Below are 17,863 nucleotides of genomic sequence, written 5' to 3' on the forward strand. Positions count from 1 at the left end.
GCTACTACCTGTATAAGGCGTTCGCCCGCTAGGAGGTGGCCTGGTGACCGTCACGCAGCCTTACCAGGGTGCCCCCATGCGCCTGTCCCGGAACGGCGCAGGTCCGGCCGGCGGCGCCGTGTGGCCTGAAGTCCCGCGGGCACAGGCGGGCAGGCGGGCGGGTGCGGCATGACCGCCACCCTCATCACCGGCCCTGCCCGGTCCGGCAAGACGGCGGCCCTGCGGGAGCGCTACCTCGCCTGGCTCCGGGACGGGGTGCGCACCGACCAGATCCTCGTCCTCACCCACGGGGCGGGTCAGACCGCCCCGTGGCTGCGCGGGCTCGACCTCCCGGCGGGCGGCCCCATCGAGGCCGATGACTTCTATGGCTTCGTCCGTGCGGAGCTCACCCTCCACTGGCCCACCATCCAGGCGGCGCTCCCCGCCGCCCGGCAGTGGCTCGCGCCCACGTTCCTGCCGCTCACCGTGGAGCGGTACCTGCTCCAGGTGTTGCTGGAGCCCCACTACGCCCTCTTCGGCGACGTGGTGAAGACCCGGCCCGACCGGCTGGCTCTGCAGCTGCTCACCCGCATCGACTGGGTCGGGGCGGCCGCGGGCCTGGATCCCGGGCAGGCCGTGCTGCGCCTGGCCGAGGCCGACCGCCCCGAGAAGCGGATGCTCTACGGGCAGGTGGCCGCCATGCTGGAGGAGCACCGGACCCGCTGCCTGCGGGCCGGGCTGCTGGACTACGGCCTCTCGCTCACCCTCTTCACCGACGTGCTGCTGCCCGATCCCGGCTACCGGCGCCACCTCAGGACCCGCTTCCGCCGGCTGCTGGTGGACGACCTGGACGAGGCCCTCCCCGTCGAGCAGGCGTTCGTCGCCGCTCTGGCGGAGGCGGTGGAGGAGGCCGCCCTCGCCTTTGACCCCGAGGGCGGCCACGGCCTCCTCCGCGGCGCCGACCCGGCCGGGGTCCTGGCGCGCTTCGCCGGGGCGGCGACCATCTCCCTCCCGGACCCTGCCCAGGACCTGCCGGCGCGGCTTGCGCAGCTCGGCCTTGCCCGGGCAGCGGCCGGCCCGTCGGGCGCCGATTCTGACCGCCCTGCCCCGGCCTGCTCCTGCCCGTCCGACAGCGCCCCGCACCATGCCTCCATCACTGCCGAGTTCTGGGGCGACATGGTGAACGGGGTGGCCGGCGCGGTGGGTGATCTGGTCGCCGGCGGCCTGGCCCCGGGCGAGATCGCGGTGCTCGCCCCCCGGGTGGACAACCTCCTGGCCGCCGCCCTGGGACGGGCCCTGGCCGACCGGGGCGTGCGGTTGCATCCCCTCGTCCCCACCCGCCGGCTGCTGGACGAGCCCGCCGTGCGGGCCATCCTCGCCCTCGCCGGGCTGGCGGTGCCCGCCTGGCGACCGCCGTGGCGCTCGCCGGACCCCTTCACGGACGCGGCCCGTCTCCTGCTGCAACTAGGACCTGCGGAAGCCGCCCGGCTGGGCGAGGCGCTCTGGAAGGCGGAAGATACCCTGCCCGATCCCGCCGACCATCCGGTTCCCTACCGCCGCCTCCACGCCTGGCTGCGGGCGGGCCGGCGCCGGCGGTGGCAGCCCGACGCCTTCGTGCGGGCCGCCCTGCTGGAGGTGCTCATGCCGCTCCGGCCTGACCTGCCGCCTGCGGCCGTCGACGCGTGCCGCCGGCTGCTCCGGGCGTCCGCGGACTTCCGCCTTGCGGCCGAGCGCCTGGGCCCCGAGTCCCTGGGACCCGCCTACCGCCCGCTCCTCACCGAGGCGTCGCTCGTGCCGCTGCTGCCGCCCGAGCCCGAGGGCCCTGGGGTGCTGCTGGCCACGCCGCAGGCCTACCTCTCCAGGCGGCTTGCCTCCACGGTGCAGGTCTGGCTGGACGTCACCTCCCCCGCCTGGCAGCCCAGCGGCGCCTCCGAGCTGGCCAACCCCTACGTGCTCGTGGGATGGCCGGACGGCGCGCCCTGGACCGACGCCGACGCCCTGCGTGCGGCCAGGGAGGCCCGCGACCTTACGGTGCGGGCCCTGCTGCGCCGCTGCACCGGCCAGGTCATCACCGCCTCGGCGGCGTTGAGCCCGTGGGTCCAGGAGCAGGAAGGGGGGCTCTGGGCATGAGCTTCACCCTGCGTCCCGACCAGGCCCGGGTGGCCGAGTACCGCGGCGGCTACATGGCCGTGCCCGCCGTCCCCGGCGCGGGCAAGACCACCGTGCTCGCCTACCTGGCGGCCGACCTCATCGCCGCCGGCCTGCCCGCCCCCGGCCGCATCCTCATCGTCACCTACACCAACTCCGCCGTGGGCAACTTCAAGAGCCGCATCGGCGCTTTTCTCGAGGCGCGGGGGCTGCCCCGGTCCGGTTACGAGGTGCGCACCATCCACTCCCTGGCGGTGCGAATCGTGCGGGAGCGGCCGGAGGCCATCGGCTGGCCCGACACCTTCGCCGTGCTGGACGAGGTCCGCCGCGGGGCGATCCTGGGTGCGCTCACCCGCCGCTGGATCGCCGCCCACGGCGAGGCGTGGCAGTCGCTGCTGCGGGATGGCGAGGAGAGTCCCCCGGACGTGCTCTCCCGCTGGGCCGAGCGGACCCAGGCGCTGGTGGCCCGGCTGATCCAGTCCTTCAAGGCCCGGCGGATCGGGCCGGAGGAGGCGCTGGCCCTTACCCGGTCCCTGCCGGAGCACCTGCCCCTGCGCTGGGCGGCGGAGGTCTACCCTGAGTACCAGCGGGCCCTGGCCCGGGAAGGGCTGGTGGACTTCGACGACCTGATGCTCGGGGCCTACCGCCTGCTGGAAGGGGAGCCGGATCTCCTGCAGCGGCTGCGGCAGCGCTGGACCTACATCTTCGAGGACGAGGCGCAGGACTCGTACCGGCTCCAGGAGCAGGTCCTGCGCCTGCTGGCGGGGCCGGACGGCAATCTCGTACGGGTGGGCGACGCCAACCAGGCCATCATGGGCAGCTTCACCACCGCCGAGCCGGACCTCTTCCGCCGCTTCGTGCGGGAGCCCGGGGTGGCGGTGCGCCCGCTCACCATGGCCGGCCGCTCCAGCCGGGAGATCATCGACCTGGCCAACGAACTGGTGCGCTGGACCCGGGAGGAGCATCCGGACCCGGCGTGCCGCGACGCCCTGGAGGCGCAGTGGATCGAGCCCGTCCCCCCGGGTTACGGGCAGCGGAACCCGGAGCCCGCCGGCCGGCGGGTCTTCTTCAAGGCGTACGGCACCTACCGGGAGGAGCTGGCGGACCTCGCCCGCATGGCTGCCCGCTCGGCGCAGCAGCACACCGACGCGACGGTGGGGGTGCTCCTGCCCACCAACGCCATGGTGGCGGACCTGCTGGACGAGCTGCACCGGCTGGAAGCCCCGGTGGCCCCGGTGGGCGCCACGGCGCCGCAGGAGCGGCTGCGGCTGGGGGCGAACCTCCTGGCGGCGCTGGCCTTCCTGGCTGCGCCGCACATCCCCGGGCGGCGGGCCTCGGCGTCCGCGCTGGAACCCCACCTCGACGGCTGGCTGGCCGCCGCGTCGCTTCCGGCCGATGAGCTGTTGCTGCACATGGCGGCAGACCTGCGCCTCAGCGGCGAGGACCTGGCCCTGGCGCAGTACCTGGCCCTCCGGGCCCGGCGGCTGCTGGAGGAGGAGTCGCTCTACGGCCTGGCTGACGTGGCCCGGGAACTGGCCCTGGGGCTGGAGAAGTCCCGCTGGCTGGCCGATGCCCTCTACGACCGGAAAGGGTTCGAGCCGAAGCCCGGCGTCGTCTACGTGACCACCTGCCACTCGGCCAAGGGGCTGGAGTGGGACACCGTCTACGTGGGTGGCCTCACCCGGGCCCAGCTCCCCGGGTCCGTGACCGATTACACCCCGGCCGAGCTCTGGTTCCTGCACCCCGCACAGGCCAATCCGGAGGCCGCCGCGCTGGATCTGCTGGACCGCCTGACCGCCGCCGACGACACTGCGGGGGTCGCGGATCCCGTCGTCGCCGCCAAGCGGGAGCAGATCGGCGAGCGGCTGCGGCTCTTCTACGTGGCGATCACCCGCGCGAAGGTGAACCTGGTGCTCTCCTTCCACCGGGAGAACCAGTGGGGGAAGGTCGTCAGGCCGACCCCGGCGCTGGTGGCCCTGAACCAGTTTGTGACGAAGGCGAGGTGAGCTGCCCGTGCTTCAGCGCGAGGGAGCCGGCTCTTGCCCGGGCCTGCCGCAGGAGCGTCCCCTGAGCGCCCTGGCCCTGCGCCTCTTCACCGAGTGTCCCCTCCGCTTCCGGCGCCGCTATGTGGACGGCCTCTCCCTCGGCGGCGTGCCCGACGATCCGGCGGAAGCGCGCGCCCTGCGCCTGGGGGAGCAGTTTCACCTCATGGCCCGGCGCTACTTCACGGGCCTGGACCCCGGGACCCTCGGCGACCCCGCAGACCGGGCCGAGCTGACGGACTGGCTGGGCCGGCTGCAGCGGTACCTCCCGCTCAACCCCGGCCGGGCTTACTATCCCGAGCTCGAGCTGCGGCTGTGCGAGCCCGATCCGGCGCCAGGTGGGGTCCCGCTCAGGCTGGTGGCCAAGTTCGACCTGCTGGTGGTGGAGCCCGACGGCCGGGCGACGATCTACGACTGGAAGACCCTGCGCGTCATGCCGCCGCGGGAGCGGCTGGCTGCGGCCTTCCAGACGGTGGTCTACCGGTACGTGCTCTGCGCCGCAGGCGGCGCCTACACCCCCGGGGGCCGGTTCGACCCCGACCGGGTGGCGATGGTCTACTGGAACCCGCTCGGGGGCGGGAGGGAGGAGCGGCTCCCGTACAGCAGGGCGCAGTTTGCGGCCGACGACGAGCGCCTTCGGCGCCTCACCGCGGCGATCCGGACTGCGCCCCCCGACGGTTTCCTGCCCACCGGGGACGGGCGCATCTGCGCCCGCTGCGAGTACCGCCCGCTCTGCCACGGCCCGCTGGCGGAGTGGCCCGCGGACGAGGGCGCAGCGGCGGAGGCGACTGAGGACGACGACCCGCAGGAGGAGTGGGCCGACGGGCCGCCGGACCCCGCCGAGCCGGGCGGCGAATGGCCGCCGCTGCCCTGATCTGTGACCGCCGCCGTCACGAGACGGGGGAACCAGGCGTCTCAAGACACGGGAAACCAAATACTACCGTTGGAGGGAAGCGCCGTTGGAACGTGCAGGTGCGTTTCAGTTCAAGGGCCCGGTGACCCTGGTGGGTCCCGAGCTGCGGGTCGGTGACAAGGCCCCGGCCTTCACCGCGGTGGACAACAACCTCGCCACGGTGGACTCGTCGGCGTTCGCAGGGAAAGTGCGCATCATCTCCTCGGTGCCGTCGCTGGACACGGGCGTTTGCGATACGCAGACCCGGAAGTTCAACGAGGCGGCCGCCAGCCTCGGTTCGGACGCGGTGGTCTTGACCATCTCGTGCGACCTGCCCTTCGCGCAGAAGCGCTGGTGCGGGAATGCCGGCGTCGACCGGGTGATCACCCTGTCCGACTACCGCGACCACAGCTTCAGTAAGGCCTACGGCACGTACATCAAGGAGTGGGCCCTGTGCTCCCGGGCCGTCTTCGTGGTGGACAAGAACGACCGCATCGTCCACGTGGAGTACGTGCCCGCCGCCGGGCAGGAGCCCAACTACGAGGCCGCGCTGGAGGCGGCCAGGGCGGCGCTGTAACCGGCGCGCGAAAGGGCCGGCCCCCCGGAGGGGGGTCGGCCCTTATTTCTGTCTGCTTATCCGGCCTTCACGTCTGGCTCCACGTGCACCTGCACCGTGTGCACGCCGGCGAGGCGCGTCAGCGCGTGCTCCACCCGGTCGGCCACGGCGTGCGCCTCGACGACGCTCATGTGCTGCGGCACCAGTACGGTCACGTCCACCGCAACGCGGTTGCCCAGCAGGCGGGCCCGCAGGTCCTGCACGCCGCAGACGCCCTCGACGCCGCTGACGACGCCCTCCAGCGCGGCGATGCGCTCCTGGTCCGGGCCGCCGTCCATCAGCATGTGCGCCGCCTCGCGGCCCACCGACCAGGCCGTCCGGGCCACCAGCGCCGCCACCGCCAGGCCGGCCACCGGGTCGGCCCAGTACCACCCCAGGCCGCTGCCGGCCACGCCGGCGGCGGTGCCCAGGCTGATGAGCGCGTCCGACAGGTGGTCGTACGCCGCCGATTCCAGGGCGCTGCTGCCGCAGCGGCGGGCAAGCCGGAGGTTGTAGGCGTAGATGGCCAGCAGGACGGCTGCCGAGCCCACGGCCACCCAGAGCGACCAGCCCTCGGGCGCGGCCCGGTCCGTGCTCAGCAGCGAGAGGAACGCACTCCGTGCCACCTCCAGGCTGGCCAGCCCCATGATCGTGGCCACCACCAGGGAGGCCACGCCCTCGGCCCGCGCGTGGCCGTAGCGGTGCTCCTCGTCGGCCGGCCGCTGCGCGATGATGAGGCCCAGCAGCACGGCCACAGACCCCAGCACGTCCGTTGCGTTGTTCACCCCGTCCGCCGCGATCGCCTGCGAACCGGCCAGCCAGCCGACCGTGAGCTTGGCCGCCGTGAGCAGGCAGTAGACCCCGATGCTGAGCCAGGCACCCTTCCGGCCCGTTTCCGCCACCGCGCGCTCCCTCCGTCCCAGCACATGGCAGGGAGTTTCCCTTCGCGCCAAAAAGTTGCCGCCGGGAAAAACCCTTAAGACGACGCAAGACCTGCACCGCCTGGCGGCGGTACAGGTCGTTGCCTTTCACGTGACCATCGTATCATGCGTACGGCAACCATGGCAATAGCGCGGGCGGGAGAATGGGCCGAAAGGGCCACGGCGACCAGTGCTATCGGACTAGCGGTTGGCGGGCTCGTCGTCGGAGTCCTCGCACTCGCTCTCGAGCATGTGCTCCATCGCGCCGGTGGTGACGCACAGGATCCGCGCGGGCCCGCAGCCGCAGTTCTCCACCCGGTGCGGGATATAGCCGTTCCAGTGGAGCGAGTCGCCCTCCCGGAGGATCAGCTCCTCGTCGCCCTGGCGGTAGCGCACCGAGCCCTGCAGCACCAGGTGGCATTCCTCGCCCTCGTGGACGTGGTTGTCGCCCCCGGTGGAGGCGCCGGGCGCCAGTTCCATTAGCAGCATCTTCAGGTTCCGTCCGGGAGCCGAGAGCAGCTGAACGCTCAGCCCCTCGCTTCCCACCGAGTAACCCTGCCGCTCCTCGGCCCGCACCACATACGCCCGCTCCCCGTGGGAGATCAGCAGCAGGGCGACGGGCACGCCCAGAGCGGCGGAGATCCGGTCGAGGGCCTGGAGCGACGGCGAGGCCTTATCGTTTTCCAGCTGGCAGATGAAGCCCTTTGACAGGCCGCTGCGTTCCGAAAGCTCCTGGAGGGTGATGCCCTTTTGCGTGCGTGTCTGTCGAATGCGACTGCCCAGGGACATGCGTGCACCCCCTCAGTACGTCAGGCCAGGTGGGCGGCGGTCTGGGAGGAAGTATACCCCGGCACGTGCACCCCGGCGTCCAGCACCCGCTTCAGGGCCTGGCGGGCCCGGTGCAGGCGGGCCTTCAGGGCGCCGACCTCGATGCCCAGCATGTCGGCCACCTGGCTGTTCGAGAGATCTTCCAGGTCGCGCAGTTCGAGGAGCCGGCGCTGGCTCTCGGGCAGCTTGTCGAGCGCCGCCCGGACCACGTTTTCACGATACTGCTGCTCCAAGTACAGATCGGGATTGTCCGCCGGCTCGTTGTCCAGGATGGCCAGCGAGGCGGCCGGGGAGAACTCCAGGGTCGCTTCCAGCGACTCCGCCGCCGTGCGGCCCCGCTTCCGGCGGATGTCCAGGCAGGTGTTGGCCGCCAGCCTGTAGACCCACGTGCCGAAGCGGGAGCGCCCCTCGAACTTGGGCAGGGCCGCCATGAGTTTCACCAGGATCTCCTGCACGGCGTCCAGCGCGTCGTGGTGGTTGCCCAGCATGCGGTACGACAGCCGGTAGAGCCGGTCCTCGTAACGCCGCACGAGCTCCTCGAAGGCTTCCTTGTCCCCCTTCAGGTAGGCGGACACGAGCTCTTCGTCGGTGGGCACCGGAACCGGGTGCGGGCGCTGGTCAGGTTTGCGGGTAACCGGCACCTCAGAGAGTGCTGCGTTCGCTCCGGCCATCTGGAAATGCCTCCCCTCACGGCAACGCTATGTAAACCCTGTACGAGAGGTAAACAACGTTTGGTCTGGCTAAACTCTACCACATGTGTTTGCCGAAAGTCAACAGGGTTTGCCACGAGAAAACGAGATTTTTTAAGGCGGAAGTTACGTTAAATGCACCGGACCCAGATGGTCAACCCGTCGGGCGGGGCAGACTACCGGCGGGAGGTGTTGCCGATGAGCGAGCAGCCGCAGGGTTGCACCGGCGAGCGGTGCAAGGTTCCCGGCACGTACAGCTGCGAGTCGGGCCACAAGCAGTTCTACAACGAGGGTGACCCGTTCGGCCCGTGTCCCGAGACGGGGCGGGAGACCCGCTGGGTGCGGGTCACCTGAGGGGGGAGCCGGATGCAGCCTGATCCGCGCGTCACTCCCAGGGGCGACACCGTGTCCGACCGCCCCGTCCCGGACCGGCTCACCGCCCAGCGACTGGCCGGGGAGGTGGCGGCCGAGCTGGGCATCGACCTGGACGGCGACGCGGCCGCCGGCCTGGACCCTGGCCTTGTCCGCCGGTACGAGGCGGAGACGCACAGCCCCGACCGGCGGGCGGGCCACTGACCCACCCGCACGCGGCGGCCCCCGGAAGCGCACGGCTTCCGGGGGCCGCGGTCCCACTCCGGGGCGGTATGGGGGTCGGGGCACCGGGCGGCGGTGTGGTCCGGGGGAACCGCTAGAGCGTGAAGGTGCCTCCGTCGGCCTCGATCAGCTGGAGGATCTGCTCCTCTGCGCCGGTCTCAGCGTTGATGTAGACCAGGAAGATGTCTTCCCCCATTTTCCCCTGGAACTCGTACGTCAGGTGCTCGCCGGTACCCGCCAGGTCGGGGATGAGCGCCAGCTGGACCCGGCTCACCTCCAGGGAGGGGTTCAGACCCGCCCTGGCCTGATCAGCCGTGAGGCGTGGCGCAGGCAGCGTGCGCTGCCGGTGGTGGGTGAGATACTGCCGGGCGTCGAACCCCAGCACCTCGCCGTTGTCCAGGGCCACCTTCACCTTGGCCTGGTCGGGGTAGACGATCACGTCGCCCTGCCGCAGGGCGTAGGCCACAAAGGCGAGGCCGTCCTGCACCTGCGCGAAGGTGGGCACCATGTCGGGGTAGCCCACCCGCGCGAGGAACTCCTGCCCGATGGCCTTGGCCTGCTCCAGGTCCAGCGTGGGGCTGCCGAGCACGCGCTCGGTGAGCAGGCTCACCAGGTGGCCGCCCTGGCGGGTCATCTCCACGGTGGCCGTGTACGTCTGGCTGCTCGTGCCTGCCGGAGCCAGGCGGAAGGTGTAGGTTGGAAGGTTCCCTTCGACCTCCGCCACCTCGACCGTGCGGTAGCGCGCCAGGTCTGGCAGGAGGGCCCGCAGCCGCGCCTCGGCTTCCTCCCGGGTGACCGGCCCGCCGGTGAGGGCCGGGGGCGTCTGGCTGACGTGGTCCGAGAAGGGGCCGTCGTAGATGAAAACGGGCATCTGCTCGAATCCGGTGGCCATCTGCGCCCAGCCGCCGTCCAGAAGGGCAGCCACGGCCGGGCTCTGGGTCGCCTCCGGGTTGAAGACCGGGTTTTCGGGCATGTGCAGGAGGGCAGCGAGGCTGAACTGGGCCGGCCGGTGCCAGCGGAAGCCGCCCCGGTTGTACTGCGTCAGAATGGCGTTCAGCTGCTGGTAGAGGTTGGCGGACTCCCGGCGGAGCCGCTCCAGTTCGGCCCGCTCCGCCTCGGTCATGGACCGGCCGGCGGCCTCGTCCCGCAGCAGCGACAGCGAGAAGTCGCCCACCTGCTGCAGGAACTTGCCCGTGGCGGTGGAGACCTCGGCCGGAAGGGGCAGCGAGGAGAAGGCCGTGAAGGCCGCGGCCGCGTGCCGGTTCACGTCGGCCATGTAGCGCATGTTCTGCCGCTCGCTGCCCGTGGCGAGCCCCTTGGCCAGCATCGTCTGAATCTGTTCCACGTGATGGGCCATGTCGACGAAGCTGCGCTGCCGCTCCGCCTCGAGGGCGTTGGCGAGCAACCGGTTGTGCTCGTTCAGGTGGTAGGTCCAGGCCGTCCACACGGCCAGACCGAAGGTGCCCAGGAGGCTGACGGCCAGCCAGGTGACCACTCGACGCACGGCTGATCCCCTCACTTGGCGAAGACGTGGTTGCCGATCCGCTTCACGATGGGCCGCGACCAGATCCAGCCGCTGGAGGCCTTGGCCGGGTTCCAGAAGAACAGGGCGCCGCCGGTCGGGTCCCAGCCGTTCAGCGCGTCCTCCGCCGCGCGCACCGCACTGGCGGTGGGCGCCGCGTAGATCGTGCCGTTGGTCACGGACTCGAAGGCGTGGGCCTGGTAGACCACACCCGCCACCGTGTTGGGGAAGCGGGCGTCGCGCACCCGGTTGAGGACCACTGCGGCCACCGCCACCTGTCCCTCGTAGGGCTCGCCCCTGGCCTCGGCCGAGACCACCCGGGCCAGGAGGTCGCGTTCGGCGGCGCGGCTGCCGGCGGTGGCACCGGCGGTTGCGGCCGCGCGGGTCGACGGGGTGCCACCCCAGTAGCCCAGCGCCGCCCAGGTGTCGGGCCCGACGATGCCGTCCACGGCGAGCCCGTTCCGCTGCTGGAAGAGCCGGACGGCGGCGTAAGTCTGCCGCCCGAAGATGCAGTCCACCGCCCCGGTGTAGTACCCCCAGGCCTTCAGCCGCCGCTGAGCCACACAGACGTCTTCGCCGCGGCTCCCCCAGCGCAGGGTGGACCGCGTCTGGGCCCCCGCGTGCCACGGGAAGGTGAGGAAGAGAAGCAGGGTGAGCAGGGCGATCACAACGCCGCGCTGCTTCATCCTTCGCCGCCTCCTCTGTACGGTTCTCCCTCTGCCTTCCTAACGTGCCACCCGCGGGGCCGGAGTATGCCGCCCAAGGTATTGTCTGCCGGGGGAAGGGGCGGTATAGTAAAGGCAGCATCATACTGGCCGAGAGCCGCTAGGGGAGCCGTGAAAACGGCTGAGAACCGGGGTGTGCCCCGGGACCCTGTCACCTGATCCGGGTAATACCGGCGTAGGGAAGCGAGCCTCGCGGGCATCCCGTCCGCAGCTCGCTGGGCTGCGGTTTTTTCGTGCCACGAGATGTCGAGTCTGTTCCTAATGGAGGTGCCCGATATGTCTGATGCACGGGTCCGTCTGCGCCGTCTGGTGGAGAGCGCGGTCCTCATCGGGGCGGCGGTGGCGCTGTCGTTCGTGAAGGTGTGGGAGATGCCGCAGGGCGGCTCCGTCACCCTCGGCTCCATGGTGCCGATCATCCTCATCGCCCTGCGCTACGGCACGGGCTGGGGCGTGACCGCCGGCGCCGTGGCCGGTGTGCTGCAGTTCATCATCAAGCCCGAGTTCTACCATCCCATCCAGGTGCTCCTGGACTACCCGGTGGCCTTCGGCGCGCTGGGGCTGGCGGGGCTCGCCCGGGGGCACGCCCGGCTGGCGCAGGCCTGGCTCGGCTCCCTGGCCATCGGCGGCCGGTTCCTGGCGCACCTGGTCTCCGGCGTGGTCTTCTTCGCCGAGTATGCGCCGGCCGGCCAGAGCCCGTGGGTCTACTCCGCGATCTACAACGGCACGTACCTGTTGCCTGAGGCCGTGCTGACCGGCGCGCTGCTCATGGCGCTGCTGCCGGCGCTGGAGCGGGCCTTGCCCACCGGGGTGCACTCCACGCAGTAGCGCCCGCTCCCCACCGCCCTGCCCGTTCGTCATAAGGAGGAGGGGAGGTCGGAAGGGATGCGGGTACTGCGCAACCCGGCCGTGCTGGTGGGGCTGGCCATGGCAGTGCTGTTCGCGGTCGTGTGGCTGGTGGGCTACCTGGCCGGCTACTCGGGCGAACTGGAAACGTTCACGCCCTGATCCGGTTCCCGGCCCGCGGCGCGGCGGCGCAGCCACGGCACCCAGCGGGCGATGGTCCGCTCCGACTCCCGGCCCAGGCTGAGCGCCACCGCCTCGCCGTCCGGCCCCTGCCGCACCACGTCTTCCGGCCGGGGGTAGAAGGCGAAGACGGAACGGCCGGGCGCCGTGGGGTCCGGAAACACGCAGTATGGGTAGTAACCGTTCGGATCGAAGGTTTCGCCCCAGCCCTGGGTGTCGGGCGTGTCCGGCTCGTGGGCCAGGGCGTAACCCTCTCGCTGAAGTTGGACAGAGAGCTCGTGGGGGTCCACCGCGAAGGGCAGGTGGACCCACACCTGTCCCTGCTCCAGGGAAACCTGGTAGGTGTGCCCGTCCACATTGACGAGGCTGTGCGGCAAGGTTCATCCCGTCCTTTGCTGCGCGGCTTTCGCACGTAGCATGCCCCGCCCGGGGCGGCAGCGCACCGGGCGATGCGGAGAGAAGGGTGATCGGTGGAGAGTCAGGAGCCCGTCATCTACATGCCCGCCGAGGCCGGGACCGCGTTTGCACCCGACGGCCGCAAGCTTGTCTTCTTCTCGGTGCCCGAGCTGGACGTGATGATCAAGCAGGTGCTGGCCGCCAGCCCCGACCAGTACACCTACCGGTGGGGTTACCACCCCGGCGAGCGCCTGCACGTGCTGCTCTTCGGGTGGCCCACCGGCCACGGCGCCGGGCTGGCGATTCCCGAGGGCGCAGGCGATGCCGTCCTGAACTTCATGCTGGGCACCAGCGACGTCTACATCACCTCCCAGCCGCTGGGGGAGCGTCTGGAGGGCGACGCCTCTCCCGAGGGCATCGACCGGATCCGCTTCGGGTTTACGGTCTACCTGCCCAACGTCAAGTTCAAGCCGGAGGCTACCTGAGATGGCAGCGGGCTGGGCGGAGACCGTGTGGCGCGAGAGCCTGGGCCTGCGGCCGGGCGAGCGGGCACTGATCCTGGCGGAGCCTGCGCTGGCCGGTGCTGCGGCGGAGCTGGCCGAGGCGGCCGAATCCTGTGGGGCCGGCAGCGTGGCGCAGGTATCCCTGCCGCGCCCCCGGGGCGGGCTCCAGGTGGTGCCGCACGGGCTGGCCGGGGCCGTGGCGAGTGCGGACGCCCTGGTCTCCCTGCGGACGGGCCTCCACCTGGAGCACGAGGATGCGGCGATGCGGGCCGCACGCGCCGCCTTCCGGCTGGCGGGGCGCGGGCGCTGGGCGGTCCTGGCGCAGGTGGATGCCGAAACGCTGGCCGTCACCTTGGGCCAGGGGCTGGACGAGGTCGAACGGAAGGCCGCAGCCCTGGCCGACCGGATGCGGGGCGCCACCGGAATCCGTCTGACGGCGCCCGGCGGCACGGACCTGCGGCTTTCCTGGGAGGGGCGGCCGGTGTGCGCGGAAACCGGCCGGATCCGCAGTCCGGGGAGCATCGGCAACCTGCCCCCGGGCGAGGCCTACGTGGCGCCGCACGAGACCCGGTGCGACGGGCGGCTGGTCGTGGACGTGGCCCTGGGCGACATCCCGCTGGACCGGCCGGTGACGCTGACGTTCCAGCGCGGCCGGGTGGTGGAGGTGAGCGGCGGCAGCGCCGCGGCCGAACTCTGCCGCCGCCTGGGCGATGATGCCTGGGCGTGGACCATCGGGGAGTTTGGCCTGGGCGCCAACCCCCACGTCGTACCCTGCGGCCGCGTCGCCCTGGCGGAGAAGGCGCTGGGCACCGCACACGTGGCGCTGGGCGGCAACCGGGCGTTCGGCGGCCGCAACCCCGCCCCCACGCACTACGACTGCGTGATTGCCGCGCCCGAGGTCCGGTTCGTGGGCGCGTAAGGCCAGGGGCATGGTTGCAGTGCGCGTGGCGGCGTGCCGCTCGGATGCCTGGAATGCGGCCACGCGTCAAGCACGTGGGGGGAGTCTCCGTGCCTGATAAGGGGTCGTGGGTCGGGGCCGGTCTGTTCTTCCTGGCGGGCTCACACCTGGTGGCCGCAGCTGTGATCGCGCGCTCCTTGCTGCTGGCCGCACTGTGGAACGCGAGGACCAACTTCGACATGGCGATCGGGGAGAACCAAGTGCCGGCTTTCCTTTACGGCTTCGCCTGGGTCGCGTTCGGGCTCTCCGCCGTGGCCCTGCTGTGGCCCTGGCTCAGGAAGACCCTGGCCGAGTTGGCAAGGGCACTGAAGGCGCCTGAATGAAGAGGGCGGCCCGCCGGAGACAGGCGGGGCCGCCCTCATCATTGGTTCCGTGGGCCGCAGCCGGCTACGCCCGGCCGTCAGGGTTTCCCAGCTCCGGGTTGCCGGGATCGGGGCTGCCGGCGTCGGCCGCACCGAAGAGGCCCACGTGACCCAGCCCGAAGCTCGGGGTCGGGGCATCCTCCGCGGTGACCTCGGCGGTTTCCGGGCCCGGTATGTCCAGGACCGTTGGCAACTGGCCCAGGAGCTGGCCGGAGACCTGCAGCAGCCCGTGGATGGCCGGCAGCACGTTTTCCAGCGCCGGCTCGATGATCGCCGTCCACGTCGCGACCAGAGGGTCGGGCACGTGATGCTCGTAGGGTTGCCAGGCCACTGGGGCGTACCAGGGCTCCGGTGTCATGGGGAACGGGCCGGCCGCCCAGCCGGGGGGCGGGGCGCCCCAGCCCGTCAGGGGCTTGCCGGCGTATGTCGTCCACGGCCGCGGGCCGGGCGATGGGTACGGATAAGGCATGGGCGTCACACCTTCCTGAGGGGTCTCTCCCATACTATGGGCCGCCTCGGCTGAAGGGTGTAGGGCGTCGGCCGTACCCGTTGACCTGTTGACACGCACTAACAGTATGGAGACGCACGGGCTTTGTGCCCGACCAGTATGAGAGAGGGGTGACGAGAGTGGCGAAGAGCGTATGGGTGGTGGATCCCTCGCACAGCCTGGTGGAGTTCACGGTCCGGCACCTGATGATCGCAAGGGTGAAGGGGCGCTTCACCCAGTTCGAGGGCCGCATCGAGGCCGACCCCGAGAACATCCCCGAGGCGACGATCGAGGGCACCGTCACCGCGGCGTCCATCAACACGGCCGATGAGGCGCGGGACAACCACCTGCGGTCGGCCGACTTCTTCGATGTGGAGCACTACCCCAACCTCACTTTCCGCAGCACCCGCATCGAGCGCCACGGCGACGGCTACAAGATGACCGGGGATATGACCATCCGGGGTGTCACCCGGCCCGTCACCTTTGACCTGGAGTACCTGGGCACGGCCAAGGATCCCTGGGGCAACGAGAAGATCGGCTTCGCGGCGACCGCCAAGATCAACCGGAAGGACTTCGGCCTCACCTGGAACGCAGTGCTGGAGACCGGTGGCGTGTTGGTGGGCGACGAGGTCAGGATCGAGCTGCAGATTGAGGCAGCCAAGCAGGCCTGATCGCAGAGGCGTGTTCCTGGACATAATAGAGAAAAGCGTGACCCGGCGTGAAGACTCGCCGGGCCACGCTTTTCTCTGCATCCGTCCCGCTTACCCGCCAGGCGAGGCCGCCCGCGCAGAGAACGGCACCGTCGCCCTGACGTTCCGGGACGGCCCGTCTTCGCGGCGAAGCGGATTACACGTTGAACCGGAAGGTCACCACGTCGCCGTCCTGCATCACGTAGTCCTTGCCTTCCAGCCGCACCTTGCCCGCCTCACGGGCGGCGGCCATGGAGCCCGCGGCGACCAGGTCGTCGTAGGCCACCACCTCGGCGCGGATGAAGCCCCGCTCCATGTCGGAGTGGATCTGGCCCGCCGCCTGCGGAGCCTTGGTCCCCTTGCGGATGGTCCAGGCCCGCGCCTCCATCTCGCCGGCCGTGAGGAAGGAGATCAGGTTGAGCAGGCTATAGCCGTGCTTGATCACCCGGTCGAGGCCCGATTCGGCGAGGCCCAGCTCGGCGAGGAAGGCCGCCCGCTCCTCCTCCGAGAGCTCCGCCAGTTCAGCCTCGATCCGGGCCGACACGGGGACCACCTCGCTGCCTTCGGCGTCGGCCAGCTCCTTCACCCTGGCCACGGCGGGCAGGGCGAACGGGTCGGCCACAAGCTCCTCGGCGACGTTGGCGATGTACATCACCGGCTTGGCGGTGATGAGGTGCAGCTCCCGGAGCACCTTGGCCTCGTCCTCGTTCTGCAGGGCCACGCTCCGGGCGGGCCGGCCGGCCTCCAGGGCCTCCTTCAGCCGGACCAGGAGACCGTACTCCACCTGCGCCTCCTTCACGCCTGCCTTCGCCGCCTTGGCTGCCTTGTCAAACCGCTTCTCCACGGTCTCCAGGTCGGCGAGCGCCAGCTCGAGGTTGATGATCTCGATGTCCGAGATGGGGTCCACCTTGCCGCTGACGTGGGTGATATTGGGATCTTCGAAGCAACGCACCACGTGGGCGATGGCGTCGACCTCTCGGATGTGGTGCAGGAACTTGTTCCCCAACCCTTCGCCTCGGGAGGCGCCCTTCACGAGACCGGCGATGTCGATGAACTTGATGGTGGTGGGCACGATGCGCCCCGAGTTGAACATCTTCGCCAGGACGGCCAACCGGGCGTCGGGTACGTCTACCACGCCCACATTGGGCTCGATGGTGCAAAACGGGTAGTTGGCCGCCTCGGCGCCGGCGCGGGTGATGGCGTTAAAGAGGGTCGATTTGCCCACGTTGGGCAGGCCCACGATGCCGATGGCGAGTCCCATGGAAAGTCCCCCTCTCTTAGACACCCTAACGATTATACTGGATCATTCCCAGGGGCTGCAATTGCGGTAGAAGGGGAATGTACACCGCGTGTCGTACTCTCCGGCACTGGCGTCTGCACCAGGAGGTGATCCGCGCGTGGCGGACCTGGAGTTCCTGCGGAGTCTTTCGCTCTTCAGCGGGCTGAGCGATGAGGAACTGGCCCGCGTCGCAGCTATCGCGCGGGAGCGCCACTACCGGAAGGGCGCCTTCCTGTTCCACGAGGGCGATCCCGGCGAGGCGGTCTACTTCATCAAGCAAGGCCGGGTCAAGGTTTCCCGGGTGTCCGTGAGCGGCCAGGAGCAGGTGCTGCGTGTCTGGGGGCCCGGACACGAAATCGGGCTGGTGGTGCTGGCCGACAAGGCGCCGTATCCCGCCACCGCCCAGGCCACCGAAGACTCGGTGCTGATCGCCTTCCGGGTGGACGACCTCTGGGCCCTGATGCCCGAGAGCCGCACGCTGGCGGCCAACGCCTTCTGCGCGGTGGGCCAGCGGCTCAGGCTGGCCCAGGATACCGCCCACGACCTGGCGGTGCACTCCACCCACGGCCGGCTGGCGAGCCTCCTCCTGCGCCTGTCCGAGGAGCAGGGGAGCAAGACCTTCACCCTCGGTCTCACCCACCAGGAGATCGCCGGCATGATCGGTACCAGCCGCGAGACGGTCACCCGCGCGCTGGCCGACTTCCGGCGTACTCGCTGCATCGCGGTCCAGAACGAAACGGTGACCATCCTCGACGAGCGCAGGCTCCGGGAGTGGATGGGCGACCCGTCCGTGTGACCGATATCACCGGCGACCGGTGCGCAGACGCACGGCTCAGGCCCGCCGCGGCGGGTAGACTAAAGGAAACCGCTGCGAGGAGGGTGACGGGCATGCAGGTGAGCCTGATCCACCGGGACCGGCCGGCCCCCGGGCAGGTTTCCACGCAGATCATTCATAGCTGTCAGGACATGCGGGTGATCCTGCTCGCACTCAGTCCCGGCAGCGGGCTGCCCCCGGCGAACAGCTCCTCCACGGTGAGCCTCCAGGTGGTGAACGGCCGCTGCGAACTCCTCTCGGGCTGCGAGTGGGCCCCTGCCGAGGCGGGAACGATCTGGTTCTACCCGCCGGGGGAGCCCTACGGCGTTCGGGCGACCGACGCGCCGGCCCTGGTGCTGGCCACCTTCGCACCCCGGCCGTGACGGGCTGACCTGGTGGTCCCGCGCAGGCTGCGGTT

General features: G+C 70.9%; 22 protein-coding genes and 1 riboswitch. Of the genes, 14 read left to right on the plus strand and 8 right to left on the minus strand.

Annotated elements, in window-relative coordinates; translation table 11 throughout:
• The first annotated feature begins 168 nt into the window (after positions 1–168).
• From AB2385_RS04440 to tpx, 4 genes are all read left to right on the plus strand, one after another.
• Entirely contained in the window at positions 169–2,109 is a 1,941-nt protein-coding gene (locus AB2385_RS04440) for a hypothetical protein (protein WP_367653730.1), read from the plus strand.
• Positions 2,106–4,133 (plus strand): ATP-dependent helicase, encoded by a 2,028-nt coding sequence (locus AB2385_RS04445; RefSeq protein ID WP_367653731.1) that lies wholly within the window; start codon positions 2,106–2,108, stop codon positions 4,131–4,133. The genes AB2385_RS04440 and AB2385_RS04445 overlap by 4 nt, the downstream gene beginning before the upstream one ends.
• Positions 4,134–4,140: 7 nt before the next feature.
• The gene (locus tag AB2385_RS04450; protein ID WP_367653732.1) at positions 4,141–5,043 is read left to right on the plus strand and encodes a PD-(D/E)XK nuclease family protein; all 903 of its coding nucleotides are present in this window, start codon (positions 4,141–4,143) and stop codon (positions 5,041–5,043) included.
• A gap of 85 nt (positions 5,044–5,128) precedes the next feature.
• On the plus strand, positions 5,129–5,638 hold the full coding sequence (gene tpx / locus AB2385_RS04455) for a thiol peroxidase (protein WP_367653733.1): 510 nt from the start codon (positions 5,129–5,131) through the stop codon (positions 5,636–5,638).
• 56 nt (positions 5,639–5,694) lie between these two features.
• Here tpx and AB2385_RS04460 read toward each other — a convergent pair whose 3' ends face one another.
• The 3 genes from AB2385_RS04460 to AB2385_RS04470 form a co-directional block, all read right to left on the minus strand.
• Entirely contained in the window at positions 5,695–6,558 is an 864-nt protein-coding gene (locus tag AB2385_RS04460; RefSeq protein WP_367653734.1) for a cation diffusion facilitator family transporter, read from the minus strand.
• Positions 6,559–6,777: 219 nt separating this feature from the next.
• Positions 6,778–7,365, minus strand: a complete 588-nt coding sequence (locus AB2385_RS04465) for a cupin domain-containing protein (RefSeq protein WP_367653735.1) — start codon at positions 7,363–7,365, stop codon at positions 6,778–6,780.
• A 20-nt stretch (positions 7,366–7,385) separates the two neighbouring features.
• Complete coding sequence (locus AB2385_RS04470; protein ID WP_367653736.1) at positions 7,386–8,075, minus strand: RNA polymerase sigma factor; 690 nt, start codon at positions 8,073–8,075, stop codon at positions 7,386–7,388.
• A 153-nt stretch (positions 8,076–8,228) separates the two neighbouring features.
• Here AB2385_RS04470 and AB2385_RS04475 point away from each other — a divergent pair, with 153 nt between their 5' ends.
• Together AB2385_RS04475 and AB2385_RS04480 are read left to right on the plus strand one after the other, a co-directional pair.
• Positions 8,229–8,447, plus strand: coding sequence for a hypothetical protein (locus tag AB2385_RS04475; protein ID WP_367653737.1), 219 nt, complete (start codon positions 8,229–8,231; stop codon positions 8,445–8,447).
• Between the two features lie 12 nt (positions 8,448–8,459).
• A complete protein-coding gene (locus AB2385_RS04480) occupies positions 8,460–8,669 on the plus strand; it encodes a hypothetical protein (protein ID WP_367653738.1) in 210 nt (69 codons plus the stop codon).
• 112 nt (positions 8,670–8,781) lie between these two features.
• Here the strand turns inward: AB2385_RS04480 and ypeB are convergent, their stop codons facing one another.
• Complete coding sequence (gene ypeB / locus AB2385_RS04485; RefSeq protein WP_367653739.1) at positions 8,782–10,191, minus strand: germination protein YpeB; 1,410 nt, start codon at positions 10,189–10,191, stop codon at positions 8,782–8,784.
• A gap of 11 nt (positions 10,192–10,202) precedes the next feature.
• The gene (sleB, locus tag AB2385_RS04490) at positions 10,203–10,895 is read right to left on the minus strand and encodes a spore cortex-lytic enzyme (protein WP_367653740.1); all 693 of its coding nucleotides are present in this window, start codon (positions 10,893–10,895) and stop codon (positions 10,203–10,205) included.
• Positions 10,896–11,026: 131 nt separating this feature from the next.
• Positions 11,027–11,133: riboswitch (TPP riboswitch) on the plus strand.
• A gap of 77 nt (positions 11,134–11,210) precedes the next feature.
• On the opposite strand from sleB, the gene thiT reads away from it, so the two are divergent.
• Together thiT and AB2385_RS04500 are read left to right on the plus strand one after the other, a co-directional pair.
• Positions 11,211–11,759, plus strand: coding sequence for an energy-coupled thiamine transporter ThiT (gene thiT / locus AB2385_RS04495; RefSeq protein WP_367653741.1), 549 nt, complete (start codon positions 11,211–11,213; stop codon positions 11,757–11,759).
• 57 nt (positions 11,760–11,816) lie between these two features.
• Positions 11,817–11,939, plus strand: coding sequence for a hypothetical protein (locus AB2385_RS04500; protein WP_367653742.1), 123 nt, complete (start codon positions 11,817–11,819; stop codon positions 11,937–11,939).
• Here AB2385_RS04500 and AB2385_RS04505 read toward each other — a convergent pair.
• On the minus strand, positions 11,906–12,334 hold the full coding sequence (locus tag AB2385_RS04505) for a hypothetical protein (RefSeq protein ID WP_367653743.1): 429 nt from the start codon (positions 12,332–12,334) through the stop codon (positions 11,906–11,908). The two genes, AB2385_RS04500 and AB2385_RS04505, sit on opposite strands and share 34 nt — an antisense overlap.
• Positions 12,335–12,427: 93 nt before the next feature.
• Here AB2385_RS04505 and AB2385_RS04510 point away from each other — a divergent pair, with 93 nt between their 5' ends.
• The 3 genes from AB2385_RS04510 (at position 12,428) to AB2385_RS04520 (ending at position 14,137) form a co-directional block, all read left to right on the plus strand.
• Positions 12,428–12,838 (plus strand): hypothetical protein, encoded by a 411-nt coding sequence (locus tag AB2385_RS04510; protein WP_367653744.1) that lies wholly within the window; start codon positions 12,428–12,430, stop codon positions 12,836–12,838.
• Position 12,839: 1 nt separating this feature from the next.
• A complete protein-coding gene (locus AB2385_RS04515; protein ID WP_367653745.1) occupies positions 12,840–13,775 on the plus strand; it encodes an aminopeptidase in 936 nt (311 codons plus the stop codon).
• An 89-nt stretch (positions 13,776–13,864) separates the two neighbouring features.
• The gene (locus AB2385_RS04520) at positions 13,865–14,137 is read left to right on the plus strand and encodes a hypothetical protein (RefSeq protein ID WP_367653746.1); all 273 of its coding nucleotides are present in this window, start codon (positions 13,865–13,867) and stop codon (positions 14,135–14,137) included.
• A gap of 64 nt (positions 14,138–14,201) precedes the next feature.
• Here AB2385_RS04520 and AB2385_RS04525 read toward each other — a convergent pair whose 3' ends face one another.
• Positions 14,202–14,645, minus strand: coding sequence for a hypothetical protein (locus AB2385_RS04525; protein ID WP_367653747.1), 444 nt, complete (start codon positions 14,643–14,645; stop codon positions 14,202–14,204).
• 158 nt (positions 14,646–14,803) lie between these two features.
• Here AB2385_RS04525 and AB2385_RS04530 point away from each other — a divergent pair, with 158 nt between their 5' ends.
• Positions 14,804–15,334, plus strand: a complete 531-nt coding sequence (locus AB2385_RS04530; protein ID WP_367653748.1) for a YceI family protein — start codon at positions 14,804–14,806, stop codon at positions 15,332–15,334.
• 175 nt (positions 15,335–15,509) lie between these two features.
• Here AB2385_RS04530 and ychF read toward each other — a convergent pair whose 3' ends face one another.
• Positions 15,510–16,613, minus strand: a complete 1,104-nt coding sequence (gene ychF, locus AB2385_RS04535) for a redox-regulated ATPase YchF (RefSeq protein ID WP_367653749.1) — start codon at positions 16,611–16,613, stop codon at positions 15,510–15,512.
• Positions 16,614–16,749: 136 nt separating this feature from the next.
• Between ychF and AB2385_RS04540 the strand changes: the two genes are divergently transcribed.
• Together AB2385_RS04540 and AB2385_RS04545 are read left to right on the plus strand one after the other, a co-directional pair.
• Entirely contained in the window at positions 16,750–17,427 is a 678-nt protein-coding gene (locus AB2385_RS04540; RefSeq protein ID WP_367653750.1) for a Crp/Fnr family transcriptional regulator, read from the plus strand.
• Between the two features lie 92 nt (positions 17,428–17,519).
• Complete coding sequence (locus tag AB2385_RS04545; protein WP_367653751.1) at positions 17,520–17,828, plus strand: cupin domain-containing protein; 309 nt, start codon at positions 17,520–17,522, stop codon at positions 17,826–17,828.
• Positions 17,829–17,863 lie beyond the last annotated feature (35 nt).

This window comes from Symbiobacterium sp. (assembly GCF_040797425.1).
Lineage (GTDB): Bacteria > Bacillota > Sulfobacillia > Symbiobacteriales > Symbiobacteriaceae > Symbiobacterium.

Coding starts and splice junctions, on each gene's coding strand:
- AB2385_RS04470 (WP_367653736.1), bottom strand. CDS start 8,075: ATGGCCGGAGCGAACGCAGCACTCTCTGAGGTGCCGGTTACCCGCAAA.
- AB2385_RS04480 (WP_367653738.1), top strand. CDS start 8,460: ATGCAGCCTGATCCGCGCGTCACTCCCAGGGGCGACACCGTGTCCGAC.
- sleB (WP_367653740.1), bottom strand. CDS start 10,895: ATGAAGCAGCGCGGCGTTGTGATCGCCCTGCTCACCCTGCTTCTCTTC.
- AB2385_RS04515 (WP_367653745.1), top strand. CDS start 12,840: ATGGCAGCGGGCTGGGCGGAGACCGTGTGGCGCGAGAGCCTGGGCCTG.
- AB2385_RS04545 (WP_367653751.1), top strand. CDS start 17,520: ATGCAGGTGAGCCTGATCCACCGGGACCGGCCGGCCCCCGGGCAGGTT.
- AB2385_RS04440 (WP_367653730.1), top strand. CDS start 169: ATGACCGCCACCCTCATCACCGGCCCTGCCCGGTCCGGCAAGACGGCG.
- ychF (WP_367653749.1), bottom strand. CDS start 16,613: ATGGGACTCGCCATCGGCATCGTGGGCCTGCCCAACGTGGGCAAATCG.
- AB2385_RS04525 (WP_367653747.1), bottom strand. CDS start 14,645: ATGCCTTATCCGTACCCATCGCCCGGCCCGCGGCCGTGGACGACATAC.
- AB2385_RS04475 (WP_367653737.1), top strand. CDS start 8,229: ATGCACCGGACCCAGATGGTCAACCCGTCGGGCGGGGCAGACTACCGG.
- AB2385_RS04465 (WP_367653735.1), bottom strand. CDS start 7,365: ATGTCCCTGGGCAGTCGCATTCGACAGACACGCACGCAAAAGGGCATC.
- AB2385_RS04500 (WP_367653742.1), top strand. CDS start 11,817: ATGCGGGTACTGCGCAACCCGGCCGTGCTGGTGGGGCTGGCCATGGCA.
- AB2385_RS04445 (WP_367653731.1), top strand. CDS start 2,106: ATGAGCTTCACCCTGCGTCCCGACCAGGCCCGGGTGGCCGAGTACCGC.
- thiT (WP_367653741.1), top strand. CDS start 11,211: ATGTCTGATGCACGGGTCCGTCTGCGCCGTCTGGTGGAGAGCGCGGTC.